We start from the raw sequence: 26,090 nt of genomic DNA on the forward strand, positions 1-26,090 counted from the left end.
GAAAAGCCTTTGTTTTGCGAAGCCCGTCGGAGATCGAGGGGCTTCGCGCCGGACGGCTGTTCAACCCGTTCCATTGCGCCTAAGATTTCCGCGAAAGCAAGATGGAGGCGTTATGGACAGCTCAGGTACCGACACTCGCTTCGCCGGCTCGATCCCCGAGCTGTATGACAGTCATCTTGTTGCGCTGATCTTCGAACCGTACGCCGCCGATCTCGCGAAGCGGGTAGCGGCGCGCCATCCGTCACGCGTGCTCGAGACCGCGGCCGGCACCGGCGTAGTGACCCGCGCAATGGCGGCTGCGTTGCCAACACAGGTCGAGATGATTGCGACCGACCTGAATCAGCCAATGCTCGATCGTGCCGCAGCAATCGGCGCTCCGAGGCCGGTGACGTGGCAGCAGGCGGACGCGACCCGCCTGCCGTTCGACGACGCGAGTTTCGACATCGTCGTCTGCCAGTTCGGCGTCATGTTCTTCGCGGACAAAGCGCGAGCGTTTTCCGAAGCTCGGCGCGTACTTCGGCGCGGTGGCGCGTTGCTGTTCAACGTCTGGGATCGCATCGAGGAAAACGAATTCGCCGATACGGTCACGGCGGCACTTGGGGGTCTCTTTCCCACCGACCCGCCACGTTTCATGGCGCGCACGCCGCATGGCTATTTCGACAGGCAAGTGATTTCACGCGATCTCGCGGAGGCGGGCTTCAGTGCGGCGCCGCGCTTCGAGACGATTGCGGCACGCAGCCGCGCGGCATCGGCTCGGGTGCCGGCCGTCGCCTACTGCCAGGGAACGCCCTTGCGCAATGAGATTGAGGCCCGTTCGGGCGGAGGTGTCGAGAAGGCTACGTCAGCGTGCGCGACGGCGATTGCCGAGCGATTCGGCACCGGGCCGGTTGAGGGGAAGATTCAGGCGCACGTGGTTGTTGTGGAGCACCGATAGCGGCCGGGGAAGGGCGGCAATGGCACATGCAATCGGCCGCCAGCCTCTGCGGGATTCACGAGATCGTGTACCTGCTCTGTGTGCCGCCGTTGTAGAGGTTTCTGGCGAATTCCAGAATCTGGACGCGGCTGCTGTCGAACGCAGCCAGCAACGCAAGCTCATCCGCAAGTATGTGAGGATTAAGCTTCTTCAGCATCCTGTCGTCGACCAGAAAGGCAATCTCGCGCGAATTGTCGTAGCCCCAGAAGCACACACCGTGTCTGGAAGCGTCGTAGACTCGACTGGGATTAGGAAAGTTGAGCATCACGCCGTCTTTCCGTGCTAATCAACGATGCGGGTATATCGCCACTTGCTTGCGTTGACGTCGATGCGAGCGTCGTTATCGCACCGCTTCTGGGCTCGCTCGCTTTCCGCCTTCGCAAGTGCGGCGGCGCGCTCTTTCTGAGTCGCGATGAAGTCGCTTTGCCTGGCCGGCGACGATGAATAGGCTTTGGTTCGGTTTTGCATGCTGGTTCCAATCGGTTATTCAGAGCGCGCCGCGACGGCGACGACGGCGTCTTGTGATAGGCCTCTCCATGAGACGCGTGAATGACATGATTGAAATCGCTCCGTCTCAGACGTCGCTCACACTTCCGAAGCCATTGCGATGAGGCCGCCGTGTAAATTTAACGACCGCGCACATCGAACTCTATGACAATGCGCTCTTTGCCACAGCGATGCAAGGACAATCGCGAAGCACGCTTTCGTGCGTGTCGCCGTTCACCGCATCGACACGGTGCACGCACGATCCGTCATGTCATGCGAGGAATGCTCCGGTATGGGCCGACGCGTACGCACGAGGCTCGCCGTGTTTGATAAGAAACCGAAAAATAAGGACGTTTAAGGTTTTTTCGCCAGTGTATGCTGGGGCACGATATCTGCCAAATCGCACACCCGGGCCGAAACGTTCGGTTGAAACGCTGTGCAGTTCCTTCCTGAAGCGAAGGCCTGATTACCCTGTCACAGCAGTTTTCGGCACCACCAGTGACGCTTTGATCAGGTGAAACCACATGAGTGGGCCGCGATGTCTCACTGTTCGCCATAAGAGTACCTATCGCTATTCGGAGCCAGTGAGTTTTGGCGAGCATCGAATGATGTTTCGGCCGCGCTCCAGCCATGACATGCGCCTCGTGACATCACAATTGTGCATTACGCCCACACCGTCCCGTCTGCATTGGCTGCATGATGTATTCGACAATTCAGTCGCCATAGCCACATTCTCGGGCGAGGCATCGCAACTGCTGTTCGATAGTGCGGTCACCCTCGAACATTACGAGGCCCCATCGCCCGACTATGCTATCGAGCCCTACGCCGCGACCTGGCCGTTCGCATACACGAACGAGGAGGCCACAGACCTCGTGAATGCGCGCAGCCGACGATATCCCGATGCGGGCGTCGACAGTTGGGCGCACGGTTTCATTGCGCGAGCTGGCAACAGATCGACCATGGCGATCCTGCGCGCCATGACGACGGAGATCAAAGACGGGTTTCTGTACGTCCGGCGCGCGGAGAAAGGCGTCTACCGGCCGGCAGATACGTTGTCCCGTCGTAGTGGCAGTTGCCGCGATTTCGCCGTGCTCATGATCGACGCGGCCCGCTCGCTTGGCTTTGCCGCACGCTTCGTCAGCGGCTACATCTTTGTCCCCGATCACGACACCACGCACGGAGGCGGCGCCACACACGCATGGTTGCAGATCTTTCTACCGGGGGCGGGCTGGGTGGATTTCGATCCGACTAACAGCATCATCGGAAACCGGCACCTGATCCGGGTAGCCGTCGCGTGGGACCAGCATCAGGCCTTGCCGCTGTGGGGAACCTGGACAGGGGCGCAAAACTCGTTTCTCGGTCTGGATGTCGAAGTGAGCGTCACCGAGGACCGCTGTTGAATCTTTATAGGGAAGGCCGCCGCAATGAAACTTCGTGTTGGTTATGAACTGATTTACGAGTGCGAGCAGTACACCCCGATGATGCTGATGCTCAATACGCACTTCTCGCGGGCGCAAGATATGTTGCAGGCGGATCTGCTTGTCGTCGATCCGGCGGTGACCATCCTGCAGTATCGGGATGGTTTCGGCAATCTCTGCAGCCGCCTCGTCGCCCCGCCGGGGCGAATCGAAATGTCGACGACCGCGTTACTCGAAATCTCCGGCCAACCCGAAGAACGGGAGCCTTATGGTCACCAGCATCCAGTCGAGGAATTGCCCAACGAATGCATGGTGTTTCTACTAGGTAGCCGCTACTGCGAGACCGATCTGCTGTCCGACGTTGCATGGCAGCTTTTCGGGCAATCGTTGCCCGGGCGCGACCGGGTGCAAGCGATCTGTGACTTCGTTCATCGCCAGATTGTGTTCGGCTACGAGTTTGCCCGACCGACCAAAACAGCGTGGCAGGTCTATCACGAGCGACAGGGCGTGTGCCGCGATTTCGCTCATCTGGCAGTGGCGTTGTGTCGAGCCATGAACATTCCTGCCCGTTACTGCACGGGATACATCAGTGACATCGGTGTGCCTCCGCCCTACAGTGCCATGGACTTCGCGGCCTGGTTCGAAGCCTTTGTCGGCGGCTGCTGGCAAACATTCGATCCGCGCAACAACGTGCCGCGCACCGGACGCGTATTGATGGCCCGTGGGCGCGATGCCGCCGATGTCGCGATAAGCAACACTTTCGGGGCGGCAAAGCTCGTGAAATTTGCCGTGCATTGCGCGCCGGAGGAGGGGTGAGCGGCCCGGCGGACTTTCGGTAGGCCTCACATGGGCTCGCCAGGTTGGACAGCATGCACCCCTGATTGCCGTGTCGGCGAGCGTGCGACGCAAGCCACGAAGAGCAATAGTAGATACGCTCAACAAACTCGCACCTAACTGGCCGTCTCCGTTAGCGAACCCATCCCCTCGCGCTCAAGCCACGAGCGGAACAGCACGACCAGTTCATCGTCTGACTTCCCGTCCGCAACGTAAGTGCAATAGCTCCGCGACGGCAGACGGGGACCAGCGAACGGAGCGACAAGCCGGCCGGCCGCGAGATCGTCGGCGACGAGCGCAGTCGGTCCCATCGCGATTCCTATTCCGTCGATGGCGGCTTGCAAGGTCAGATAGAAGTGGTCGAAGGTCAGCGTGGCAGCCGGCCTCAGGGCAGGCATCCTGGCCCGCGCCAGCCAATCTGGCCAGAGTCGCGGCAGACTCGACGTGTGCAAAAACGTATGCTCCCGCATATCGTCCGGCGTCCGAAGCGGTAGTCGCTGCAGGAGTGCAGGACTACAGACCGGCAGCCTTTCCTCGGCCAGGAAGAGCCGCATCGTGTAGCCATAGAATGTGTCCGGACCGCCCCGGATGATGACGTCGAAGGTCTGCTCCAGGCTCTCCACCGGGTCGTTCGACGTTTCCACCTTGACATCCACGTCCGGATGCTCCGCGCGGAATTGCGCCAGTCTCGGCACCAGCCAACGCAACGTGAATGTCGCGGGAGCGTTGACGGACAGGGTCCGCGAGACCGGTTCCGGGAAACCATATCGGGCGGTGGCCCGCGAGAGCTGCTCGAACAGAGGACCCACTTCCGCGAGGTAGGCCTTTGCCGCCGGAGTCAGCAGCACGCGCCGGTTGTGCCGTTCGAATAACGTTGCACCGAGCCACGCTTCGAGCAGCCGCACGTGCTGACTCACCGCACCCTGCGTGACGTTCAGTTCCGCAGCGGCTTCCTTGAAGCTGCCGAGTCGGCCTGCGGCCTCGAAAGCGCGCAATGCATTCAGTGGCGGCAATACCCGTTTCATTCGAAATAGTTTCTCTAACGCGAACGGTCAATTTATCTGGTTTGCCGGCGGGCCACAAGATAGATATTCTCCCTGAAAACGTGTTTTCCGGGGTCTGTATGCTCAGTTATACCGGCGGTTTCGTCCTCCTCGCCGCCGTGCTCCACGCGAGCTGGAACGCGATGCTCCACGGCAACGACGACCGGTTCCTGTCCATGACGTGGATGAGCATCGCCATCGCGGCCGTCTCCACCCTCGTGATCCTGTTCACGCCGTTACCGGCCAGCGCGGCGTGGCCGTACATCGTCGCATCGGGGCTCGTGCATATCGTCTACAACGCGACCCTCGTGCGGTCGTACCGCCGCAACGATCTCGCGCAGGCGTATCCGATCGCGCGCGGCTCATCGCCGTTGCTCGTCACGCTGGGCGCGGCGCTCTTCACGCATGAGGCGATTGGCCCGTTGCACGTGCTCGGGATCGTGATGATATCGGGTGGCATTATCGCGATTGCGCTCGAGAGGCGTCATGTCTCGCGTGCGGGTTTGCTGGCCGCGCTGACGACCGGTGTGACGATCGCCGTCTACACCGTGATCGATGGCATCGGCGTGCGCTTGTCCGACGGTCAGGCGCTCGCCTATACCGCGTGGATGTTTCTGTTTTATTGGCTGATGCCCGTCCTGTTCGTCGCAACGCGTGGGCTCACGGCGCTGTGGGCGCCGGCAGGGTCGGCGCCAGGGGCAATCGGTTGGTCGCTCATTGGCGGCCTGGTGTCGATCGCGGCGTACGGCATCGTGATATGGGCGCTGCAGTCGGGTGCGATGGGCACGGTATCGGCGTTGCGCGAGACCAGCGTGGTGTTCGCGGTGCTGATCGGGCGAGTGTTCCTGGGCGAAACGGTAAGTGGAAAGCGCTGGCTCGCCTGCCTGGTCGTCGCGGCCGGTGCGGCTTGTCTGGGGTTTTGACATGGCCTGAAGCGCGTCACGTCTCTCCGGTGCGCCCTCACTTGACCGGGCCGGGCGGCTGAATGCAGTGAGCGCGCGGCTTGCAACCGCGCGTGGCGAACGCAACGCGCCGTCTAACTGCTCGCCGACGCCAACTCGACGCGCTTGCGCTGCAGGAACCGGCGCACGGCCGGATCGCGTACGAGCCCGATTGCGAGCTCGTACGCGCCGAGCGCGTCGGCCGTTGCGCCGGTGCGCGCGAGCAGATCGGCGCGCGCGGCCCAGTACGGCTGGTAGTCGGCCAGCCGCGGATCGTCCGCGTACGGTTCGAGCGCGTCGAGCGCTGCCTGCGGGCCGTCCCGTTCCGCCAGCGCGAGCGCGCGGTTCACCGCGACCACCGGCGACGCGGCGATCGCGAGCAATGCATCGTAAAGCTGCACGACTTCGTCCCAGTTCGGACAACGGGTCTGGCAGCGGTGCACGTGCGCGGACTGCAGCGCGGCCTCCAACTGAAAGCGTCCGATTGCGTTGAAAGTGTTCGCGCGCCGCAGCAGTCTGTCGGCGGCCTCGAGCATCGGTGCGTTCCATTTCGCCGGATTCTGAGCCGACAGCGGCACGTAGTCGCCCGCCGCATCGCGTCGCGCGTCGCAACGCGCCTGCGCGTACAGCATCAGCGCGTGCAGACCAAGCGTTTCCGGCTCCTCGGGCAGCAGTTCGACGAGCAGTTGAGCAAGAAACAGCGCCTCGCCGGTGAGATCGCGCCGTCCGCTATCGCAGCTGACCGGGTCGGTCCACCCCTCCGCATACACGGCGTAGACGGCTTCCAGCACCGCAGCCAGCCGGGCGGGCAACTCCTCTCGCTCGGGCACGCTGAACGGAATGCCGGCTTCGCGGATCTTGTTCTTCGCCCGCACGAGCCGCTTGCTCATTGCAGCGGGCGACATCAGGAACGCGGAGGCAATCGTCTTCGCTTCGAGCCCTAGCACCACCTGCAGCATCAGCGGCGTGCGAATCGCGGCTTCGAGCGCAGGGTGGGTACACGCGAACAGCAGCGCCAGCCGCCGGTCGGGCAACGCACCCGCTTCACGCTCGTCGATCTCGTCGGCGAGGATCGTGAGCTGGTTGACCACGTCGTCGCCGACGCGGCGATGGCGCGCGCCGTCGATCGCCCGGCGGCGCGCCACCGTCATCAGCCATGCTTCGGGATTCGCGGGACAGCCACGCTCCGGCCAGTCGGCGAGGGCGGCCGCAAACGCATCGGCGAGTGCGTCCTCGGCTGCCGCGACGTCGCGCGTGCGCATTGCCAGTAGCGCGACGAGCTTGCCGTAGCTGCGACGGGCGACCGCCTCGGCAATCGAACGCGCGGCGCCGTCAGCGTCACGGCCGCAGCCGGACGAACTCATGCAGATGGCGCGTCGTAGGGGGCCGTCCAGACCGGGCGCACTTCCATGAGGCCGTGCGCCGCGCCGGGACAGCGCGACGCCCACGCGATCGCCGAGTCCAGGTTGGGCACGTCGATGAGGTAGTAGCCGGCGAGCTGCTCCTTCGAATCGGAATACGGTCCGTCGAGCACCTGCGGCTTGCCGTCGACGAGCCGCACCGTGGTCGCCGCGTTGGTGTTCTGCAGCCGGTTGGCGCCCAGCAGAACCTCCGCTTTTTTCAACGATTCGGTATACGCCTTATATGCGGCGACGCCTTGCTGCCGCTCGCTGTCGGTCATCTGGTTCCAGCCGTTTTCTTCGGAATAAATCATCAGCAGGTATTGCATATGAGCCTCCGTCATGGGTTGAGGCGGGTGAATGACATCGAGCCGCCATCACAATGACGCGCGGGCGGCATGCCGATGGACAGGCGGCTGCGAAAAATCGAGGTCCGCGCGCCGCGTTATTCGTTTGCCTGCGTCGAGGACCGTGCGCGAGGTCGGGTCGGGGGCGCTCACCATCGGCTCCGCGCGGCCTTTAATTTCAGTGGGCCGCTGCAGACTGCATTAAAGCCCGGTTACCGCAGGTATCGCAACCATCCCGGCGAGGATGTCCGACTTGCAACTGTCGTGGCCTCGACTCCCACGCGGCGACGGCAGCGAGCGACCCGCCGGCCGTGCGCTTCGTCGTGCCGCCGGATTGGCGACCGGCCGCCGTCGACCGCCAGTTCGGCGCCCGTCGCATACGACGTGTCGTCGCCGGCGAGGAAAAGGGCGGCTTTAGCCACTTCCATCGCGTTCCCAATCCGCTGAACGGCACCGTCGCGGCAAGGGCTTCACCGGACTGGCGCAGTGCGTCTTCGGGCAGGCCCAGCTTGCTCGCGAAAGGTGTACCGATCGGGCCGGGGCCGACCGCATTGACGCGAATGCCGCGCGGCGCGTCTTCACGATCCGGAAGAGCGCGCTGCATCTGCGCGAGCGCGGCAGCATCGTCGGGTATGCCGCCATCCAGGCCCAAAGAAAAAATATTTCAAACCAGCCACAATATCCGCGCCCCTGAAACGTCTTCAGACGCATGGAACCGCCACCCACCTCGGACACGATGACCGAACGAGACAGCGACATCACCGCGACCGTGGTGCGTGAGCGCACGAGGCTCGTCAACTTCATCCGGCGCCGCATACGCGACCCGAACGATGCGGAGGACATCCTGCAGGATGTTTTCCACGAATTCGTGCGGGCTTACCGGCTTCCCGCTCCGATCGAACAGGCGAGCGCGTGGCTTTTCCGTGCCGCGCGCAACCGAATCGTCGACCGTTTTCGGAAGAAGAAGGAAGAGCCGTTGGCGGATCTCTTCGAGGAGGATGACGCCGACGGTGAGTACCGCCTCGACCTTTCGCTACCGGCGCACGATGCGGGCCCCGACGCCCTCTACGCGCGCGCCGTATTGCTCGACGCATTGCAGGCGGCGCTCGATGAGTTGCCGCCGGATCAACGCGAGGTGTTTATCGCCCACGAACTGGAAGGACGCTCTTTCAAAGACATGGCGGCGGAAAGCGGCGTCACGCTCAATACGCTGCTCGCGCGCAAACGCTATGCGGTCTTGCATCTGCGCGCGAGGCTGCAGGCCATTTATGACGAACTGGATATTTAGAGGAGTCGACGGATGAACTTTCGAATCAGATGTGCAGGTAAGGCGCTGCTCGTGGTGGTCGGTATAGGTGTGCTCGGATGGGCCGTCATGATGCTATGGAACTGGGTCGTTCCCGGCCTGTTCGTGGGCGCCCGTACGATCGATTTTGCGCATGCGCTTGGCTTGCTGGTTTTGAGCCGCATCCTGTTCGGCGGATTTCGCGGACGCGGCGGTTGGCGCGAGCGTCGGCACTGGCGCAAATGGGACGCCATGACGCCGGAAGAGCGGGAACGATTCCAGTCGGCATGGTGCTCGCGGTCGGCGCATCCGGCGCATCCGGCACGGCGAGCGGAAGATTGAACGTGTGCAAAAAAAACCGAATAAAAACCAGCTGATCCGGGAGAACGTATGACGTCAACTGCCACCACGCTTTTGCATCGGCTTCACGAACAGAGCCAGACCGAGGTGATGGCCCGCGCCCAGGCGCAGTTTCGTGGATCGAGTGAAGAGTTTCTGACGCTCGCGGAGGAATACGACACGCTCGCCCCTCGTCTGCGCGGACGGTTCCTCGAAACGCTCGGGCTCTCCAGCGAAGATTTCGACTCCTCGCAAGGCACGGCGCTGTCGTTGGCAGTGTCCGCGGAAACGGGGCGATTTTTACGCAACATGGCGCTCGCGCACAAGCCGGCGCGAATTCTCGAACTCGGCAGTTCCTGCGGCGTATCCACGCTGTATTTCGCCGAGGCGCTTCGTACGCTGGGCAGCGGCGTGGTTGTGGCGACTGAACGCGATCTTGCGAAGTGCGCCCAGCTTCGCGCTCATGTTCGAACGGCGGGCGTAGATGCGTACGTCGATCTTCGGGAGGGCGATGTCTTCCAGACCGTTTCCGAACTGCACGGCACGTTCGACATGGTGTTCATCGACGTTTGGGCCGACACGTATCTGGATCTGTTCAGGCAGACCGAGCGGCTTCTACGCCCAGGAACGATCGTTCTTGCCGACAACATGTACACCGCCGAAGACGCCGTTCGCCCCTACAAGCAGTACCTCGACGGCAATCCGCGCTTTTCGACCACGACGCTGGACTTTGAATCGGGCATCGAGTTTACGGTCGTCGTTTCGTAGGTCGATCAGCAGGGCGCTCTTCTTCGGACAACGACAGCGCTGCGCTCTCAAGCGCCCACGCCCGACCCAGCCGGACAACACTCGCCCGACAAACGAAAACGCGGCGCATCGAACCCGATGCGCCGCACGCCGCGACCGACGGTCCCGAAAGACCGCCGCTCGCGTACCTTCACCCCTCCGTCAATTCGACGTCACGAGCGAATCGGACGGCACGATTCGAAGTGCGCCCGGATTATCCGCCGCCGGGTTCGACCAGCGCAGATGCATGCTGGCCGGCCCCGTGCCGTGCACGTACTCGACCTTGATCGACGCGCGCTGCTTCGCCGCGAGCCAGGCCTTGCCGCTGACGGTCGATTGCGACCCGCTCTTCTTGTCGATCACCTTCACGCCATCGATCCACAGACGCGCCACATTGTCGCTGTCGATCGAGAACGTGTAGTTGCCGTCCTTTGCCGCCTGGATCGCGCCGGTCCACCGCACGCCGTAGCCGGTCGCGTTGACGCCCGCGGAGGCGTCAGGCGAGTCGGTGCCGCGCTCGGTGTTCAGATCGAAATCGATCATCGGCGTAATCGACGTCTTCACCGGGGCGCTCGCGAAGGTCGGATCGTTGTAGTAGCCGACCTGCAGCACCGGCAGCTTCACGCTGAAACCGCCCGTCAACGCCTGGGTCTCCGACGTTTGCCACGGATGGCCGTCCGGGTAGATCGTCCCCTGGAACGGCGTCGCCGGTTCGACCGAGGCGGGCGCGCCCGGCACCTCGCCCCAGTGGAAGCGCGTGTTGGTGCGGCCGATCATCAGTTCCCACACGATGAAGCCCGTCGTTCCGCCATAGTTCGCGACGATGCCCGGCATGGTTTGACCCGCGGTGCCCGTGAAGCCGCGTTGCAGCGTCTCCGAGTTCAACGCGCTGACGTTGCTGCCGTTCGCCGGCGCGCCATACGGATTGCCGTACGGATGGAACGCGTAGAAGTCCGAGAAGTACGTGCCTTCATCCTCCTGCACCTGAGGCGAATTGATCGGCTGCGTCGCGCCCGCATTCAGGATCGCGATGCGCGCGTCGTTCATCATGACCGCGCGGGTGTTCTGCAGCGAGCCGTTGCCGCTGCAGCCCGGCTCGTTCATCGGCTCCCAGAAGATGATGCGCGGGTCGTTGCGGTGCGGGGCCACGAAGTCGGTGATGTAGCTCGCGAGACTCTGCTTGTACGTGACGGCGGAGTTCGATGCGCTCGGCTGGAAATACGCCTGTTCGACCGGCGTGCCCGGCGACTGCACCCATCGGCTGTTATGCACGCCCCAGACCGGCGCCGGCTGCGGACCGTATTGGGGCGTCGCGTTCCAGCAGTCGTCGTAGAAGATCGGCGAGACCTTGATGCCGTGGCGCGCCGCGATCTTCAGCAGGTTTTCGAACTTGCTCAGGAATGCCACGCGATCGTTGGCCCACACGAGGTAGTGCAGGTACACGGCAATCGTGTTCATGCCGTAGGTCTGCGCGTACGTCAGCTCGCGATTGACGATCTCGGGGTCGTAGTTCTCCCAGAAGTCGATCGCGTTCACCGCGTTCGACGGCGTGTAGACCGCGCCGACCACCTTCGAAAAATCGAAGCTCGGCGAGGTCACGGTCGGATACGTGTGGATCGTGATGTTGCTGAACGTCGCGCCGACGCCGAAGCGCCGCAGCCCGAAGCTGCCCGAGCTGAACACGGCGGGCAGGGCGTTGGTGGCGTCGTTGACGCTGATCACGCGCTGGTTGTCGAGGTCGACGGTAATCGCCGTGCCGCTCGTCGTCACTTTCAGATGGTGCGTGCTGCCGCCGACGACCGTGCTCACCGGGTACGAGATGAAGTTCGTCCAGTTGTTGTTCTGGCGTCCCACGACGACCGAGTGCGTGCCCGTATCGAGGCCGATGAAATAGCCGGTCAGGCTGTCGGGGCCGCCGGCCGTCGGGTTGGTGGTGCGCACGATGAAGCCGGCGTTCGCCGCGCCGCTGCCGACCGGCGCGCTGACCGTCACGTCCGCTTCGTACGACGCGGTGGCGTAGGTGCGGGCGAGCGCGACGGTCTTGTCGCCGGCGCCGGTGCCGTTGGTGGCCGGCGCGGGGATCGTGATGCTCGCGTTGCTCGTGCCGGGACCCCAGCCCTCGGTCGAGCCGGGCGCGAGGTAGTTCGTGAAGTCGCCGAACGAGAGGGTGGTCGTGGAGACTGGCGTGGGCGGTGCTGGCGGGGTGTAGGGCGGCAGGTTGAGAGTGGGGTCGGCGATCACGAGCGGCGGTGTCGTCGTTTTCATCCCGAGCGGAACGGTCTTCGCGGCCTTGAATTCGCTCTGGACATTGGCCGCGTCGGCCTGCGCCGCGGCGGAGGCCGCGGCTGCCGCCGAAGCCGATGAATCGACTGCGTTGACCTGCTTGTCCGCCGACGCGGACACGTTCGGCGAACCGTCATTACCGCCGCAAGCGCCCAGCATGGCGAGCGTCGCCAGCACAAAGTAATTGCGCACCTTTATCTCCTGATGTCCCGCTTAATTGATGGTCATAATTATTATTAACTCTGCATGCGTCCATGGAAGGTGGTCCTGGCCGCATCGATGCGGAAATCGATATGAATAATATTATTAGTTTTGCCGGGCTGTATCAGTACATACCCGCAATTGTCGGATGAAGGCAGCCGGGTTACGCGCGAGAGGCAAGGGCGGTAGATCATGCGCAATGGATCAACTGCGCTTGCCGCTGTCGATCGGTCACGAGGCAGCGGGCATAATCCGTTTTCCAGCCGCTCGCGCGAGCGGTGCGATGTGGTGCTCGCGCGATCCGGCGATGCACTGCTTCGCGCCCCCCAGGACAACCTATGCCGCCCTCCGTCGCCATTCGCCCGAGCGCCGTGCCGCTGCGCAGCGTGGCGCTGATCCTCGTGTCGATGTTCTGCTTTGCGGTGGTCGACGCGCTGGCCAAATCGGTGGCGCTCGCGTATCCGGCCAACGAGGTGACGTTCTTCCGCATGCTGTTCGGCCTGTTTCCGGCTGTGGCGGTGTGCCTGCGCGGCAAGCCGCTCGCCGCCCGCCTAAAGCACATGAATGTGCGCGGGCAGACCATCCGTTCGCTGACCTTGCTCGGCGCATCGGGTCTGTTCTTCGCGGGCCTGCCGTACATGCCGCTCAGCGAGGCGGTGGCGATTGTCTATTCGGAGACCTTGCTGGTCATCGTGCTCGCGCCGCTGCTGTTGAAGGAGGCGCTCAAGCCGCGCGATGCGCTTGCGGCCGCGGCCGGTTTTGTCGGCGTGCTGTTTGTGGTGCGCCCGGACGGTGCGCATTCGAGCTGGCTCGGTCCCGTTCTGCTGATCGCGAGCGCGTTGTTCGGCGCGCTGTCGATCATTCAGATCAAGCGCATTCGCGCGACAGACGATTCGGCCACCACCGTGCTGTACTTCACCGTGGTCGGCACGCTCGTCACGGGCGCGTCGCTGTTTTTCGCGTGGCGCACGCCGTCGTTCAACGCGCTCGCGGTGATGGCGCTGCTCGGCGCGTTCGCCACCGCCGGCCAGCTGCTGATGACGATGGCGTTCCGTCAGGCCGATGCCGGCGCGCTCGCGCCGTACAACTACACGAGCATCGTGTGGGCCGCGCTATTTGGCTACCTTGCGTGGGGCGAGACGATCGGCGCCATGTCGCTGCTCGGCATCGCGCTGATCGTCGGCAGTTCGATTGCGGTCGCCATGCGCCGCAAACCGGAAGAGGGGCCGCTGGTGTAGGTGTGCGCGGTTCTGCTTTATCTCTGGCCGACAATCATCGCGGTTTAGTTCGGAGTCCAGCATTCAATCGTCGTAAGAGAACTGGCTTTTCCCGCCATACGGCCTGCCTGATCCGCCGATTCGACATCCGCCAAACATAAACAGAAAATCGGATGCATCCAGTGCGCGTGCGCTTTCGTACGTGGATTGATCGGTCGGAACTTGCAGGCCGTGACGGCGGCATCCATCGTATCGATCGTCGCTAACCCTCTGATCAATCCGGGCGCGTTGCGCACGCCGTCATATGGCATGCGCGGCGTCATGTCCATTATTGGAAGGGGATACGTCTTGTATAGCGAACCTGGAAAGGTGGTGTTCACGGGCATCGTCATCGGCGTCCTGGCGATCGGCGCTCTGTTGTGCGTGTCGGAGTTTGAAGACGACGGGGCGCCGGCGGATGAACTCGAGCTCGCAAGTCGCGACGCGCCGGCGTATTCCGCGCGTGGCGACATCACGAACGGAGCGGTCACGTACGGCGCCGTCAAATCTCGCAGCGATTCGGCCGCGAGCGTAACGGATCGATTGCATGCGGCGCGCAAAAGTCTGCTGCGCGACGATGTCGCCGCTGCGCGCGCGCAACCGGATGCGATACGTGCGGCGCGCCAGAATGACGACCAGACGGTCGAGTTGAAGAAGCAGGCGCAGGCGGATCAGGAGCGGCGTGCGCTTGCGGTGTCGCAAGCAGAGAAGGCTGCGCGGCCGATGGGCAAAGCGGCGCGAACGCCGTCGTCGTCGCAGGTGAAAAGCGCTCACTCGCGCGATAGCCGCATTGCGACGCGCGCGCATTCGAATCATGTGCCGAGCTATACGAAGAACCCGCGCGCGGCCGAAATCGTGACGGCGGCTCCTGGCGGTTATAGCGCACGGAGTGGCAGCCTGTCGGCGGCAAGCACGCTGCCTCATGAAAGTGAGGCGGCCGATGTGCCGCGTGCGGTGAAAGCGGTGGAGAACGCGCCCGCGCCGCGCGATGCGCCCATTGTGCCGCTTGCGGAGGCGCCGTTGCAACAGCCGCAGCCTGACGCGCAACCCGCGCTGTCGGGACCGCAGACCGAACCGCTCGCGCAAGCCCTGGTGTCGCCACCGCTGGTTCAGACCATGCCGTCAGGCGGTGCACTGCCGAAACTGGACGGCGGACTGAAATCGCGTGCACAGGTGCGCGCGGAGATCGTTCACGCACGAGAGGACGGCAGCCTTCCCGCGTTCGGTAATCCCGACCCCGCCGGCCCGGGGGGCGCGCCAAGCCTGACGGGCGCGCCGAGTCCCTGAGTGCGCGCGCTGCGCAGTGCAGCGTTTCGCATCGCGATGCCCGCATCGCTGCGCCGACGTACGTCACGGCACATATCACCCCCACACGATCGCAAGCGCCGAACCGCCGACGCTCAGCGCAGTGACTCGGCCAACCGCGCGAAGGTCGGTTCGTCGGTGCGATCGAACGCGAGCGGGGTGACCGACACGCGGCCCGAGGCGACCACGGCGGTTTCGCTATCGTGATCGTTCGCACGCGTGCCGCGCTGAAAACGTAGCCAGTGATAAGCCATGCCGCGAGGGTCGACTTGCGGCAGCACGTCGATATCCTCGACGAGACCGACGCCTTGGCGGGTTGGCGTGAGCGGGCCTGCGGCGGCCGCGTCGACATCGGGGAAATTGATGTTCAGGCAGGTCGGCGCGGCATGCTCGATGGCGAGCAACTGACGGATCACCCCGGGGGCGAGGGCACGTGCGGTATCCCAGCGCACGTTGTCGCGATTGCTGAAGGTCTGGCTCAGCGCGAACGACGGCAGCCCGAGCAGCAGGCCGGTCATTGCCGCGCCGACGGTGCCCGAGAACATCGTCTCGACGCCGAGGTTGCCGCCGCGATTGATGCCGGAAAGCACCAGCGTGGGCGGCGCGTCGCGCATCAGATGGCGCACGCCCATCACGACGCAGTCGCCCGGCGTGCCCGTCACGCCGAAACGCCGCTCGCCCTGACGGCTGACGCGCAGCGGCGAATGCAGGCTGATCGAATGCGAGGTGCCGCTCTGATCGTGCTCGGGCGCGACCACCCAGACTTCGTGCGCGAGTTCGGCGGCAACGGCTTCGAGCACGGCGAGGCCGGGCGCGTCGATACCGTCGTCGTTCGTCAAAAGCACTCGCGGCACTTTGGATTCGTAGGTGGACATCGCGGCAAACTCCTCTTGGTGGATAAGGAAACGGAACGCTCATTATCGGGCTATCGGGGCTCGCGTGGCGCGAGCGGCGAGGCGGCGCACATTCGCTACGGATGTCTAGCGGCTATGCAAAGGTTTATTGGCGGATTTTAAAATTAGCAAAGACTATTTGCTGTTAGTGAAATAATGGTGGAATTGATTGATGAGTCTGACATTTCAATTACGACTGGTTTCGATGGAAAGCTAATGGAATGAAAAGTGGTTGCGTGGCGTTGTGTCACGCAAGACAGTGTATGGTTTTGCGCCGCGCCTGAACCCATGAAAGGCCAATAAAATCAGATGCTTTTGGAAAATCATGAAGGGCGGGGCAGCTATTTTTGATTCCTGCTCTATCCAGAAATGCATGTCCTGGTCAACGAAATAAACGGAAAGCAAAAAACCATCGAAGTCGCAAAAACACAACGCCGTAATTAACTGAAAAATAGTTTTTCAATTTGTCGGCTATTCTCCGCCGCTCGATGGCATCCGCCATTCGAATCTGGAGAGAAATCAATGAAAAAATTCGTACTATCGAGCCTCTCGCTCGCGCTCGTCGGCGCTGCGGGCGCCGCTCACGCACAAAACTCCGTCACGCTGTACGGGCTGATCGATACCGGTCTCGCCTACACGAACAACTCCGGCGGCAGCAACAACTTCCAGCAGGCGAGCGGCCTGCTCAACGGTAACCGCTGGGGCCTGCGCGGCTCGGAAGATCTGGGCAACGGCCTGAAGGCGATCTTCGTGCTCGAAAACGGCTTCAACCTGTCGACCGGCAAGTTGGGCCAGAACAGCCGTATGTTCGGCCGCCAGTCGTTTGTCGGTCTGTCGAGCGATCAATACGGCGCGGTGACGCTCGGCCGTCAGTACGACAGCGTGGTCGATTATCTCGGCCCGCTCGCGCTGAACGGCACGCAATACGGCGGCACGCTCGCCTCGCACCCGTACGACAACGACAACCTGAACAACTCGGTGCGTATCAACAACTCGGTCAAGTACCAGAGTGTCGATTACGGCGGCTTCAAGCTCGGCGCGCTGTACGGTTTTTCGAACGCGGCGGGCAGCTTCGCCGACAGCCGCGCTTACAGCGTCGGCGCGTCGTACACGTTCGGCGGCCTGAAGGCGGCGGTGGGTTATCTGCAACTGAACGGCGGCGGCTCGACCACCAATTCGAGCGGCGCGGTGGCTTCGGGCGATTCCACCTTCACGGCGGCGCGTCAGCGCACCTATGGTGCAGGTGTCAACTACGCGTTCGGCGCGGCGAATGTCGGCCTCGTGTTCACGCAGACGCAACTGAGCGACGCGAGCGCGATCGGCACGTCGGCATCGGGCACGACGAGCGGTCTGACGCTCAACGGCGGCAGCGCGCGTTTCACGAACTACGAACTGAACGGCCGTTATGCGTTGACGCCGGCGTGGACGGTGTCGGGCGCGTACACGTTCACCGACGCGCGTCTGAACGGCGCGAGCCCGAAGTACAACCAGCTCACGTTGCAGACCGACTACGCCTTGTCCAAGCGTACCGACGTCTATGCTGAGGCGGCTTATCAGCATGTCGGCAGTACCGGCAACTCGGGCGTCACGGCCGATATCGTCGGCGTGAGCGCTTCGTCGACCGATACGCAGGTGGTCGGCACGGTCGGTATCCGTCACCGCTTCTAAGCGAACGCTTTAGCGGCACGCTGCGAAAAAGCCCGTCTTTCACGGGCTTTTTTCACTTCTTCCTTGCGTCTTCTGATTTCGTTGCCGGGCGCGTACCATGCAGACTGCTTCGTGCGCCGGTCTCGACCCCGACCCCGACCCGGCCGCAAGCGGACTTCGTCGGCGCGTGATCGAGCTGCCAGCGCGCGTCACCCATCACCTCGTGCCGGATGAGCAGACATGCAGATAGAACCGTTTGAGATCGCCATTCCCGATCGTGACATCGACGATCTGCGCGAGCGCATTCGCGCCACGCGCTGGGCGCCGGGCACGCCGTCGCCGGCATGGCAGCAAGGCGCCGACCCCGCGTGGCTGCGCGAACTGGCGGCGTATTGGGCCGAACATTTCGACTGGCGCGAGGCCGAACGCAAGTTGAACCGGCAGGCGCAGTTCATGACCGGGATAGGCGCTCAGCGCGTGCATTTCGTTCATCGGCGCGGCGAGGGGCTCTCGCCTTATCCGCTGGTGATCACGCATGGCTGGCCCGGTTCGTTCTTCGAGTTTCACACGCTGCTCGATCAGCTCTGCGACCCGGCCGCGTTCGGCGCCGATCCCGCCGACGCGTTCGATGTCGTCGTACCGTCCTTACCGGGCTTCGCGTTTTCGCCGGCCCCCGCGCAGCCCGGCACGTCCGCGTTTCAGGTCGCGGACCTGTGGGTGTCGCTGATGCGCGGTCTCGGCTACCAACGCTTCGGTGCTCAGGGTGGCGACCTCGGCGCGGGCGTGTCGATCGCGCTCGCCGCGCGGCATCCGCAAGCCGTCGACGGCATCCATCTGAACTTCCTGCCCAGTTCGTATGAGCCCGCGATCGGCGCGGCCCGGCAGCCGCTCACCCCCGAAGAGGAAAAATTCCTGAGCGATAAAGCCGAATGGGCCGCGCTCGAAGGCGGTTATGCGCATATGCATACCACCAAGCCGCAGACGGCGGCCGCGTCGCTCAATGATTCGCCGGTGGGGCTTGCCGCATGGATCGGCGAAAAGTTTCGCGCGTGGAGCGATTGCGGCGGCGATGTCGAGCGGGTGTTCTCGAAAGACGAGCTGCTCACCAACATCTCGCTCTACTGGCTCACGCAGAGCATCGGTTCGTCGATGCAGATGTATTGGGAAAACCGCTTGCAGCCGATGCGTTTCATCGACGGGCAGCGGGTCGTGCCCCCGGTCGGCTATGCGCATTTTCCGAAGGAACTGAGCCATCCGCCGCGCAGCTGGCTCGAAAGAACTTTCGACGTGACGCAATGGACCGACATGCCGAGCGGCGGGCATTTCGCGGCGATGGAAAAGCCTGGCTTGCTCGCGACCGAGATCAGGCGGTTTTTCAGGCCGTTGCGGAAGAGGAGGGGCTAGCGAGGCGCACGCTGCGGCTATTGCGGCACGCTTGTAACCGGGCAAAATCTTAAGGTCGATCCACGACGAGCCAAACAACGCGCCGACAATCTCCCGAATCAGAGGCGCCTTCGCTGCAGCCGGTATTATTTCTTCCGCAGCGTTGCATTGGCGGCGATAGTTGACCTGCTGGCCGAAGCGGCACGCAATGCACCCGGGGCAATGCCCGGTATAGCGCAGCAAAAAGCGACGCGCGAAGAAGCAGGGGCGCAGACCGTTTCCACCTCTCACTGATCCTTCGCATCAACCATAAAAAGGCGCGATGATTTCGCGCCTTTTCTATTGTGTCGTCGTAGAAATATGCATAAGAAATAGACCGACACCTGACGTGTGTAAAGAATTGTCATGTCACCCTCATCTCGATTTGTTCTGGTTGCAGTGCCGTCGCGCTGAATGTTCAATGCATTCGACAGGAAACCAAAGCAAATAAGGTGGGGTATTGATGGGTTCAGTAGTTGAGCATCAGGATACATTTCAACGCAGGGACGATCACGAGAAGTATTACCTTGAAGTATTGGGAAAGGAACGGCTTTCGGGCCTTTCGGTGGTGTCCTTCTGCCTTGTTGAAAGAATGGGCGAGCCGTACCGTATCGACATCGTTGCGACGCATCCGCTCAAGCTGACACGCGAAGTTATTCTCGCGAATGAGGCCAGATTCAGCATGGAGCCTGGCGACGGAAGTGAGGCGCGTCTGTTCTGCGGGCGTATTACGCGCTTCTCCCACACGAATACGACACATGACCTGAGCAGCTATGAGATTGTTGTCGAGCCACACATCGGCTGTCTCACGCCCCGCACGACGCAGACGTACCAGAACCAGTCGGCGCCAGATATCATCAAATCGATCCTGCAACGCAATGGCCTGAACGGCCATCAATTCAGTTTCAGGTTGCGCCGGCAGTACCCGAAACACCCATTCAGATTCCAGTACCAGACGGGAGACTGGAGGTACATCAATATCCTGATGCAGCAGGAAGGGATCTACAGCTACATCGTGCGGGGTAAGGTTGGCGATGTGGTGGTGTTCGGTGATGACATTGACCACTACGTGTACACGCCGATCCTGACCGCGCCAGCCCGGGCCCTCTCGGGTCTGATGACAGGCGACGAGTCCGTGTCGATCCTGCGCACACATACCGAAATGGTTCCCGAATCATTCGTCGTTGCCGATTACAACCCGCAACAGGCATGGGAACGGCTCAAGGACGAAGCCAACGTCGCGCCGCAAGACTCCACGACCTACGGCCGGCCGTATGTCTATGGGACGCATCATCTTGACCAGGACAGCGCGCGGTGGGAAGCCCAGTTGCGGCACGAAGCGGCGCTGGCATGGCAGGTCGTCTACGAAGGCGAAAGCAATGTTCACGAGCTGGGTGCTGGCCGCATTCTGCGCACGGATATCGACCTGCCGGACGCACCGCACGGAATGGTGATGATCGAGGTCACGCATACCGGCGCGCGTGACGAGCCCTATCACAACGCCTACAAGGCCATCCCGGCTAACCGGCGTTTCCGCCTGAAGATCGAGGATGACAGATGGCCGAAGATCACCGGCACGCTAAGCGCGCGCGTCACTTCGCCAGGCAAGTACAAGTATGCGTACCTGACCCGGCAGGGCTACTACGTCGTACGCTTTGATTGCGATTTCGGCGACTGGCCAGCGGGCGGGGAGAGTGTCCCGCTGAGGCTCGCGAAACCTTTCGCGGGCGGTTTGCAGACCGGCTTTCACTTCCCCGCGCTCGACGGTACAGAGGCCGTTATCAGCTTCCACGAAGGCAATCCGAACAAGCCTTTCATAGCCGCATTCCACCACGACAGCCAGCACGTCGATCTGATTACCAGTCAGGAACGCTGGCTGTCGCGCAACGTGATTCGCACGCAGAGCGACAACAAGGTCGAGTTCGAGGATTGGAGAGGCGAGGAACACGCCAGGTTCTCCACCCCGCATTCGGGAAAAAGTCATCTTGTCCTGGGGCACATCGTCAGTGGCAAGCGTGAGCATCGCGGCAGCGGTTTCGAGTTACGCACGTCAGGTTATGGTGCAGTCCGCGGCGGTAATGGCCTGCTCCTGACGGGCTATAACCGGCCTCAGGCGAGCGGAAAGCAACTGGACATGCAGGAGACAATTGCCCAGCTCAGGGAGATGCTGACACTGGCCGAGTCCCTGGCCCAGTCGGCGCAGGCCTCAAAGGCGACGCCCGCGGATACAGTCGCCCAGAAGTCGATCAACGACGCGCTGGACGAGCTTGAACAGCCTGGCGCGCTTGTGACTGCGCCGGGGCCTGTGGGCGTTGTATCGGGCGATGGCGTGCAGCTTGCCGCCGATGGCTCGATCATCGCGACGGCAAAAAAGGGCGTGCATTTCAGCACGCTTAAACGCTTCACCGTGGCGGCGCGCGACGTGGTGTCGGTCTTCACACAGAAAGGCATGAGCTTGATCGCAGCGGCGGGCGCGGTCGTCGTGCAGGCCCAGCGCGGCTCGATGCAGCTTGCGTCGCAGGAGGATATGTCTGTCGAGTCGGTCAACGGTGTGGTTCACGTGAAGGCGGCGAAGGAAATCATCCTGAACGTGAACGGTACCTACGTGAAGATCAGCGGGGGCGGCGTCGAGATCGGTTCGCGTGGCGGCGTGTTGTACCGCACGGCTGGCGTGAAGGGAACCGGGCCTGCCCAGATGGACCTGAGTGGCGCGGCTTTCGCTCCTGCGTTCGTGCCGTACACGACGGCGTGTGAAGTGTGGCGCACTAATCCGGGCTTCGTGCCGCCGCCTGCGGCAGCGCCCGCACCGGACGCGTTGCAGTGGCAGTCGCTGGGTAACACCGGTGCTGTGGCGCCCGCCCCCGCGGCGGATGGGTGCACAACAGTGCCGCCATCATTCCTCGGGGACATGTTCAGTGGGAAATCGGGCGCGAAAGCAGAGCCGTCAAGCAATGGTGGTCTGACGATTCACGATCCGGACAATGCGCCAACTGAGGGCTCGTCAGCAAATCCAGAACCGATCGAGCTCGAAAATCCTGCCTCATGTAACTGGCAGCTTTCGGATTTCACAGCGTCGGCGACGATGCAGCGGGAGACGCCGACGTACCAGAAATACGGCTGGACGAGGACTGAACGGCTTGTGAAGGACGGAAGACCGGTGATGTGTGCCGGGACGGCGCCGACCACATGCCAGTTCACCTATGACTCCAGTACCAGGACTCTCACGGCAAAAGTTGTGACCGCATTGATCCCCCGATTGCTAGTGAAAATGAATCCGGCAACGAGAGAGCCGATGCGCGATCAGCAGAATAACCATGTCGTTGTGCAGTATGAGACTTTTGGAAACGGAGCTAATTCCGGCAAGTCGTTTGCCGAACAGGGTTTGATGCTGGTTGAGCGTGACCCGGGAGAAATCGATGCATCCACGTACAAGAACATGACCGAAAAGACCCTGAATCAAGGGAACTACAAGCTGATCCTTGATGGCTGCAACAAAGGTGCGGCTTGTGGTTGCCGGGTTGCGGTCAAATTTTGTGCCGATGTGCATGTGGTGAGAGCCGCTGATGCTCCGGCGCTTAACCCGAACATCATTATTAACCTGTACCCGACTACTGAACGGGCCGATGCTGCTAATTGGCCGGAAAAAGAATATGTGAAAGCGGCAACAACGGGACGATATACAGAAAGAGTTACGCAAACGAAGGTACATGAAACTGGACATTTGTTTAATTTCCCTGACGAATATTGGGAGCAAGGTGGGTTCGTGCATTCGATGTATGTCAAGGATGGCAGAGACATAGACTTTTCCCTCGCAGACGCCCACAAGGCGACGAATAAGGTTTGGGTGATTGAAACCGAAAATAATCTTATGGGGGGCGGCTGCCTTAAGCCAACGGCTACTACTTCACCTTATTACCTTGAATATATTCGCAGGTGGTTTTCTGCTCAAACCAACAAGCTGTGGCGGGTGGGTTACAACGCTCCTGTTGTAACCGCCACGAAAACTGAAACAAGCGGCGCAAGCGCTGCGGCAAAGACTGGGGCGGACCATGTCAAGAAGTGACGGTGATCCGAAATTCCGAAAGATATGGCCGGTGGCTTTTTTGTCCCTGATGACCCTATGGATAGGAGGTAGGTGCGCGATGGCGAATAATTCGAATAGTGGTGTCCAGCGACCCGGTGCGTTTTCTCTTTCCTGGTCGGGCGGCCTTGAATATGGTTCGAGAGAGATGACTTTCGACGGAGAAGGCAAGTTCTATTTTTCCAACGGGGACACCATCAACGATGATACGCAAATCGGCGTGGGGGTTTTTGTACTTAGTCTGCAAAATCGCGACATGGAGGAGCTGAAAGGGGTGGCGCAGACTTTGTGCGACAAAGATATCCAGACTGGCGGCCCTGAAACGCATGATCCTGCTGCAACATTCAATGTTGCGTGTACGGATGACGGGAAAGTTATAAGCAGATCGGGTTCCCTCCGTCTGATTCCTGAGCAATTCAGGCACAAGATTTTTGATGCTCCCTTCAGATTATCGAAGCAGGCACGGACGGATGGCAGAAAACTCATAAAACTGGACTTCACGACGGAGAGCGTCGAGCATAAAAACGGGAACTATATTGTTTCTGTGCGGTTTATTAATTCCGGGGATCGTTGGATAAAGTTCAAGACGCCGGATCATTGGTCCGGTGACAGTCGGAATGGTGGGCTTGCTGTTGCACCGTTTAGCGAACTTGGGAAAATACAGCCTCGTGATGATTGGGGATTTAACTTGGCTGGCAAAAAAATATTCAATAAGAATGAATTTCCAGAGGGGGAAATTTTCCTCAATCCTGGTGAGAGTAAAATTTTGAACCTGGAAGCCATTCCAGACAACAAAATCCAGAAAGGTGTGTACGAGATTTCAGGTGTGGCCTATATGAATATTCAATATGAAGGCGATGGTTGGGGACTGTCAACGCACGTCGATTTCTGTCCCATTAAAAGCCGTATAACTTTCGACCACGACTACCCCTCTACACCGGAAGAGCGCGAGCAATGGGAAGCAACGCATCGCGCCAGCATGTCGTCCCACCCGGTGAAGCCTGGTGAAACATTCGCGGAAGATGGCCTATACCGCGCGGTGACGCTGATTTCCGGTGTCCGCTACCGCAGCCTTCAGGTCACACCGTTCAAGGCCGGCGACGTGACGACCACGGAAAACGTGAAGATGCCGATGGACGGCGGCAACGGCGTCAACATCAACGGGCCGGTGCAGTAGGAGTGGGAAGCCACCGCGCCGACACCTGTGGAGCAGTGGTCGTTCGACATGATCGATGACACCCGCCAGTTCTGCGAGGCAGGTTCGACCTGTCCGCGCAGCGGGCGCTGGGTGGCCCGCCGCTATGCGGGACCGGATTCCCTGCGCCCGGAATACCGCCATGACGCGTCGAGCCTCGTGACGCTGCGGCGCGGCCAGCCGATGCCCTCCATCCGGGATGCGGGCGAACGGGCCGCTTGGGAATGGGTGGGCGCCTGAGATGGGAGCACGCGCCCATATTTACGAAGGCGACCGCACCACCGCGCGCGGGACCGTGGCCGATGGCATCGATGGCACTGGCTACAACGGACGCAGGATGGGCTATATCGGCGCACCCGTGACCTGTCCGGCCTGTGGCACGACCGACAGGATTGGCCGTAACGGCGAGCGCTTCGACCAGGACTGATGCAACCAGGCCGCGTTACAGCAAGCATCAAGCCTTATTACCTTGAATATGTGCGACGCCAGTTTTCGCTCGCGACGAACAAGTTATGGAGGATCGGCTATGACTCGTAGCCCCTGGATCAAATTTTTGGGCCGAGCGACCCTGTTGTGCTTTGCACTTGGAAACAACGTTCATGCTGCGGCTGTGAACCCGGAGAATCAGACGATGCAATTTAGCTACACGACAAATGGCGCTGCGGATGGCAGCATCAATAAATATGGGAACAACGAAGTATCCGTTTCTGGGGATGTGCTGCGGGTACAGATTGGTGATTCTGACGGAAACAGGAATATCAGCGGCGTTGGAATCTATGAGTTGAAGCTGAATGGTGAAAATCTGGAATTCGCCAGGCAGATGGCTGAACTGCTCTGTTCTCCGAAGGACCCCAAAGGCGGTGTGACGCTGCCTGATCTTTACATTGCGAAGTGTAGCGGAGAGACGCGGAGCAGTTATATGACGGATTTCAGCCGCCCTGTTGCGATCAAGATAGGTGATCTGGTGGACAAGCTTACTACTGCAGGGGTTCTGGATGGCCGGAAAATCGTGAAACTCGATGTTTCATTGCTATCGATTGATCGTGTCAAGGATGGATTTCTCGTGTCCGTCAGATTCACAAATAGCGGCGACTACCCGATCAGGTTCAAGACGCCCGATAAATGGGACGCCAGAATGGGCAAGGACAGCTTGGGTGTAAGTGATACAAAGAGCGGCATGGGAGCAAAATTCGGCCTTGATCTGGTCGGTCGATCTCTAGTCGATCCTGCACAGTTTCCCGATGGCGAGGTCAATCTTGCACCGCATAACGTCGTGGATTTGAAGGTGAAAACGAACAACGTCGATAAATTCTCGGCAGGGAGCTACGATTTATATGCCGGTGCATTCATGAGTATGGAAGTCACCGGAATCCAGTCCAGTCTGCTCTATGTTGATTTCCACTCGGACTACAAGAATCCCACCCGCATCACGTTCGATCGCGACTATCCCTCCACCCCGCAGGAACGCGAGCAGTGGGAGGCAACGCACCGCCAGGACATGTCCTGGCGGCCGGTGAAGCCTGGTGAAACATTCGCGGAAGATGGCCTATACCGCGCGGTGACGCTGATTTCCGGTGTCCGCTACCGCAGCCTTCAGGTCACACCGTTCAAGGCCGGCGACGTGGCGACCACGGAAAACGTGAAGATGCCGATGGACGGCGGCAACGGCGTCAACATCAACGGGCCGGTGCAGTGGGAGTGGGAAGCCACCGCGCCGACACCTGTGGAGCAGTGGTCGTTCGACATGATCGATGACACCCGCCAGTTCTGCGAGGCAGGTTCGACCTGTCCGCGCAGCGGGCGCTGGGTGGCCCGCCGCTATGCGGGACCGGATTCCCTGCGCCCGGAATACCGCCATGACGCGTCGAGCCTCGTGACGCTGCGGCGCGGCCAGCCGATGCCCTCCATCCGGGATGCGGGCGAACGGGCCGCTTGGGAATGGGTGGGCGCCTGAG

At 61.5% G+C, this 26,090-nt stretch carries 23 protein-coding genes; 16 read left to right on the top strand and 7 right to left on the bottom strand.

The genetic code is table 11. The features are described from left to right. Window positions 1-112 precede the first annotated feature (112 nt). Window positions 113-934: a class I SAM-dependent methyltransferase gene (locus tag ACZ9H4_RS14830; protein WP_408150156.1), complete on the top strand. Its 822-nt coding sequence runs from the start codon at window positions 113-115 to the stop codon at window positions 932-934. Window positions 935-989: 55 nt separating this feature from the next. Here the strand turns inward: ACZ9H4_RS14830 and ACZ9H4_RS14835 are convergent, their stop codons facing one another. Then, window positions 990-1,238, bottom strand: coding sequence for a DUF1488 family protein (locus ACZ9H4_RS14835; protein ID WP_408150155.1), 249 nt, complete (start codon window positions 1,236-1,238; stop codon window positions 990-992). A 745-nt stretch (window positions 1,239-1,983) separates the two neighbouring features. Between ACZ9H4_RS14835 and ACZ9H4_RS14840 the strand changes: the two genes are divergently transcribed. Both ACZ9H4_RS14840 and ACZ9H4_RS14845 read left to right on the top strand, forming a co-directional pair. After that, on the top strand, window positions 1,984-2,859 hold the full coding sequence (locus ACZ9H4_RS14840) for a transglutaminase family protein (RefSeq protein ID WP_408150153.1): 876 nt from the start codon (window positions 1,984-1,986) through the stop codon (window positions 2,857-2,859). A gap of 24 nt (window positions 2,860-2,883) precedes the next feature. Further along, entirely contained in the window at window positions 2,884-3,693 is an 810-nt protein-coding gene (locus ACZ9H4_RS14845) for a transglutaminase-like domain-containing protein (RefSeq protein WP_476119351.1), read from the top strand. Window positions 3,694-3,827: 134 nt separating this feature from the next. Here the strand turns inward: ACZ9H4_RS14845 and gcvA are convergent, their stop codons facing one another. Continuing rightward, window positions 3,828-4,736: a transcriptional regulator GcvA gene (gene gcvA / locus ACZ9H4_RS14850; RefSeq protein ID WP_408325242.1), complete on the bottom strand. Its 909-nt coding sequence runs from the start codon at window positions 4,734-4,736 to the stop codon at window positions 3,828-3,830. A 98-nt stretch (window positions 4,737-4,834) separates the two neighbouring features. Between gcvA and ACZ9H4_RS14855 the strand changes: the two genes are divergently transcribed. Then, window positions 4,835-5,677 (top strand): EamA family transporter, encoded by an 843-nt coding sequence (locus ACZ9H4_RS14855; RefSeq protein WP_408150149.1) that lies wholly within the window; start codon window positions 4,835-4,837, stop codon window positions 5,675-5,677. Window positions 5,678-5,790: 113 nt separating this feature from the next. Here the strand turns inward: ACZ9H4_RS14855 and ACZ9H4_RS14860 are convergent, their stop codons facing one another. The 3 genes from ACZ9H4_RS14860 to ACZ9H4_RS14870 all read right to left on the bottom strand — a co-directional run bounded on the left by ACZ9H4_RS14860 (window position 5,791) and on the right by ACZ9H4_RS14870 (window position 7,870). Further along, on the bottom strand, window positions 5,791-7,059 hold the full coding sequence (locus ACZ9H4_RS14860; protein ID WP_476119352.1) for an RNA polymerase sigma factor: 1,269 nt from the start codon (window positions 7,057-7,059) through the stop codon (window positions 5,791-5,793). After that, the gene (locus ACZ9H4_RS14865; protein WP_408153270.1) at window positions 7,056-7,424 is read right to left on the bottom strand and encodes a YciI family protein; all 369 of its coding nucleotides are present in this window, start codon (window positions 7,422-7,424) and stop codon (window positions 7,056-7,058) included. Before ACZ9H4_RS14865 ends, ACZ9H4_RS14860 begins: the two co-directional genes overlap by 4 nt. A gap of 230 nt (window positions 7,425-7,654) precedes the next feature. Next, window positions 7,655-7,870 (bottom strand): hypothetical protein, encoded by a 216-nt coding sequence (locus ACZ9H4_RS14870; RefSeq protein ID WP_476119353.1) that lies wholly within the window; start codon window positions 7,868-7,870, stop codon window positions 7,655-7,657. Window positions 7,871-8,151: 281 nt separating this feature from the next. On the opposite strand from ACZ9H4_RS14870, the gene ACZ9H4_RS14875 reads away from it, so the two are divergent. Genes ACZ9H4_RS14875 through ACZ9H4_RS14885 form a run of 3 tightly spaced genes read left to right on the top strand, consistent with a single transcriptional unit; the run spans window position 8,152 to window position 9,834 of the window. Next, window positions 8,152-8,730, top strand: coding sequence for an RNA polymerase sigma factor (locus ACZ9H4_RS14875; RefSeq protein ID WP_408153272.1), 579 nt, complete (start codon window positions 8,152-8,154; stop codon window positions 8,728-8,730). A 12-nt stretch (window positions 8,731-8,742) separates the two neighbouring features. Then, window positions 8,743-9,069, top strand: a complete 327-nt coding sequence (locus ACZ9H4_RS14880) for a hypothetical protein (RefSeq protein ID WP_408153273.1) — start codon at window positions 8,743-8,745, stop codon at window positions 9,067-9,069. A gap of 48 nt (window positions 9,070-9,117) precedes the next feature. Beyond that, window positions 9,118-9,834: an O-methyltransferase gene (locus ACZ9H4_RS14885; protein WP_408325238.1), complete on the top strand. Its 717-nt coding sequence runs from the start codon at window positions 9,118-9,120 to the stop codon at window positions 9,832-9,834. Window positions 9,835-10,014: 180 nt separating this feature from the next. Here ACZ9H4_RS14885 and ACZ9H4_RS14890 read toward each other — a convergent pair whose 3' ends face one another. Continuing rightward, window positions 10,015-12,327, bottom strand: coding sequence for a PA14 domain-containing protein (locus ACZ9H4_RS14890; protein WP_408150142.1), 2,313 nt, complete (start codon window positions 12,325-12,327; stop codon window positions 10,015-10,017). Window positions 12,328-12,674: 347 nt separating this feature from the next. Between ACZ9H4_RS14890 and ACZ9H4_RS14895 the strand changes: the two genes are divergently transcribed. Next, window positions 12,675-13,574: a DMT family transporter gene (locus ACZ9H4_RS14895; RefSeq protein ID WP_408325337.1), complete on the top strand. Its 900-nt coding sequence runs from the start codon at window positions 12,675-12,677 to the stop codon at window positions 13,572-13,574. Between the two features lie 327 nt (window positions 13,575-13,901). Further along, window positions 13,902-14,879 carry a hypothetical protein gene (locus ACZ9H4_RS14900; protein ID WP_476119354.1) on the top strand — a complete coding sequence of 326 codons (978 nt, stop codon included), beginning with the start codon at window positions 13,902-13,904 and terminating at the stop codon, window positions 14,877-14,879. A 113-nt stretch (window positions 14,880-14,992) separates the two neighbouring features. Here the strand turns inward: ACZ9H4_RS14900 and surE are convergent, their stop codons facing one another. After that, complete coding sequence (surE, locus tag ACZ9H4_RS14905; RefSeq protein ID WP_408153276.1) at window positions 14,993-15,772, bottom strand: 5'/3'-nucleotidase SurE; 780 nt, start codon at window positions 15,770-15,772, stop codon at window positions 14,993-14,995. Between the two features lie 540 nt (window positions 15,773-16,312). Here surE and ACZ9H4_RS14910 point away from each other — a divergent pair. The 7 genes from ACZ9H4_RS14910 (at window position 16,313) to ACZ9H4_RS14940 (ending at window position 26,089) form a co-directional block, all read left to right on the top strand. After that, complete coding sequence (locus ACZ9H4_RS14910; protein WP_408150137.1) at window positions 16,313-17,458, top strand: porin; 1,146 nt, start codon at window positions 16,313-16,315, stop codon at window positions 17,456-17,458. A gap of 219 nt (window positions 17,459-17,677) precedes the next feature. Beyond that, window positions 17,678-18,841 (top strand): epoxide hydrolase family protein, encoded by a 1,164-nt coding sequence (locus tag ACZ9H4_RS14915; protein ID WP_476119357.1) that lies wholly within the window; start codon window positions 17,678-17,680, stop codon window positions 18,839-18,841. Between the two features lie 481 nt (window positions 18,842-19,322). Beyond that, on the top strand, window positions 19,323-22,922 hold the full coding sequence (locus tag ACZ9H4_RS14920) for a type VI secretion system Vgr family protein (protein ID WP_476119359.1): 3,600 nt from the start codon (window positions 19,323-19,325) through the stop codon (window positions 22,920-22,922). Between the two features lie 79 nt (window positions 22,923-23,001). Further along, on the top strand, window positions 23,002-24,117 hold the full coding sequence (locus ACZ9H4_RS14925) for a hypothetical protein (protein ID WP_476119361.1): 1,116 nt from the start codon (window positions 23,002-23,004) through the stop codon (window positions 24,115-24,117). Between the two features lie 48 nt (window positions 24,118-24,165). After that, on the top strand, window positions 24,166-24,375 hold the full coding sequence (locus ACZ9H4_RS14930) for a hypothetical protein (RefSeq protein ID WP_476119363.1): 210 nt from the start codon (window positions 24,166-24,168) through the stop codon (window positions 24,373-24,375). A 1-nt stretch (window position 24,376) separates the two neighbouring features. Then, the gene (locus ACZ9H4_RS14935; RefSeq protein WP_476119365.1) at window positions 24,377-24,562 is read left to right on the top strand and encodes a PAAR domain-containing protein; all 186 of its coding nucleotides are present in this window, start codon (window positions 24,377-24,379) and stop codon (window positions 24,560-24,562) included. 99 nt (window positions 24,563-24,661) lie between these two features. Continuing rightward, a complete protein-coding gene (locus tag ACZ9H4_RS14940) occupies window positions 24,662-26,089 on the top strand; it encodes a hypothetical protein (protein WP_476119367.1) in 1,428 nt (475 codons plus the stop codon). Window position 26,090: the final 1 nt, after the last annotated feature.

Source organism: Paraburkholderia sp. TE9906 (assembly GCF_056279605.1).

Coding starts and splice junctions, on each gene's coding strand:
- ACZ9H4_RS14830 (WP_408150156.1), top strand. CDS start 113: ATGGACAGCTCAGGTACCGACACTCGCTTCGCCGGCTCGATCCCCGAG.
- ACZ9H4_RS14835 (WP_408150155.1), bottom strand. CDS start 1,238: ATGCTCAACTTTCCTAATCCCAGTCGAGTCTACGACGCTTCCAGACAC.
- ACZ9H4_RS14840 (WP_408150153.1), top strand. CDS start 1,984: ATGAGTGGGCCGCGATGTCTCACTGTTCGCCATAAGAGTACCTATCGC.
- ACZ9H4_RS14845 (WP_476119351.1), top strand. CDS start 2,884: ATGAAACTTCGTGTTGGTTATGAACTGATTTACGAGTGCGAGCAGTAC.
- gcvA (WP_408325242.1), bottom strand. CDS start 4,736: ATGAAACGGGTATTGCCGCCACTGAATGCATTGCGCGCTTTCGAGGCC.
- ACZ9H4_RS14855 (WP_408150149.1), top strand. CDS start 4,835: ATGCTCAGTTATACCGGCGGTTTCGTCCTCCTCGCCGCCGTGCTCCAC.
- ACZ9H4_RS14860 (WP_476119352.1), bottom strand. CDS start 7,059: ATGAGTTCGTCCGGCTGCGGCCGTGACGCTGACGGCGCCGCGCGTTCG.
- ACZ9H4_RS14865 (WP_408153270.1), bottom strand. CDS start 7,424: ATGCAATACCTGCTGATGATTTATTCCGAAGAAAACGGCTGGAACCAG.
- ACZ9H4_RS14870 (WP_476119353.1), bottom strand. CDS start 7,870: ATGGAAGTGGCTAAAGCCGCCCTTTTCCTCGCCGGCGACGACACGTCG.
- ACZ9H4_RS14875 (WP_408153272.1), top strand. CDS start 8,152: ATGGAACCGCCACCCACCTCGGACACGATGACCGAACGAGACAGCGAC.
- ACZ9H4_RS14880 (WP_408153273.1), top strand. CDS start 8,743: ATGAACTTTCGAATCAGATGTGCAGGTAAGGCGCTGCTCGTGGTGGTC.
- ACZ9H4_RS14885 (WP_408325238.1), top strand. CDS start 9,118: ATGACGTCAACTGCCACCACGCTTTTGCATCGGCTTCACGAACAGAGC.
- ACZ9H4_RS14895 (WP_408325337.1), top strand. CDS start 12,675: ATGCCGCCCTCCGTCGCCATTCGCCCGAGCGCCGTGCCGCTGCGCAGC.
- surE (WP_408153276.1), bottom strand. CDS start 15,772: ATGTCCACCTACGAATCCAAAGTGCCGCGAGTGCTTTTGACGAACGAC.
- ACZ9H4_RS14910 (WP_408150137.1), top strand. CDS start 16,313: ATGAAAAAATTCGTACTATCGAGCCTCTCGCTCGCGCTCGTCGGCGCT.
- ACZ9H4_RS14915 (WP_476119357.1), top strand. CDS start 17,678: ATGCAGATAGAACCGTTTGAGATCGCCATTCCCGATCGTGACATCGAC.
- ACZ9H4_RS14920 (WP_476119359.1), top strand. CDS start 19,323: ATGGGTTCAGTAGTTGAGCATCAGGATACATTTCAACGCAGGGACGAT.
- ACZ9H4_RS14925 (WP_476119361.1), top strand. CDS start 23,002: ATGGCGAATAATTCGAATAGTGGTGTCCAGCGACCCGGTGCGTTTTCT.
- ACZ9H4_RS14930 (WP_476119363.1), top strand. CDS start 24,166: ATGATCGATGACACCCGCCAGTTCTGCGAGGCAGGTTCGACCTGTCCG.
- ACZ9H4_RS14935 (WP_476119365.1), top strand. CDS start 24,377: ATGGGAGCACGCGCCCATATTTACGAAGGCGACCGCACCACCGCGCGC.
- ACZ9H4_RS14940 (WP_476119367.1), top strand. CDS start 24,662: ATGACTCGTAGCCCCTGGATCAAATTTTTGGGCCGAGCGACCCTGTTG.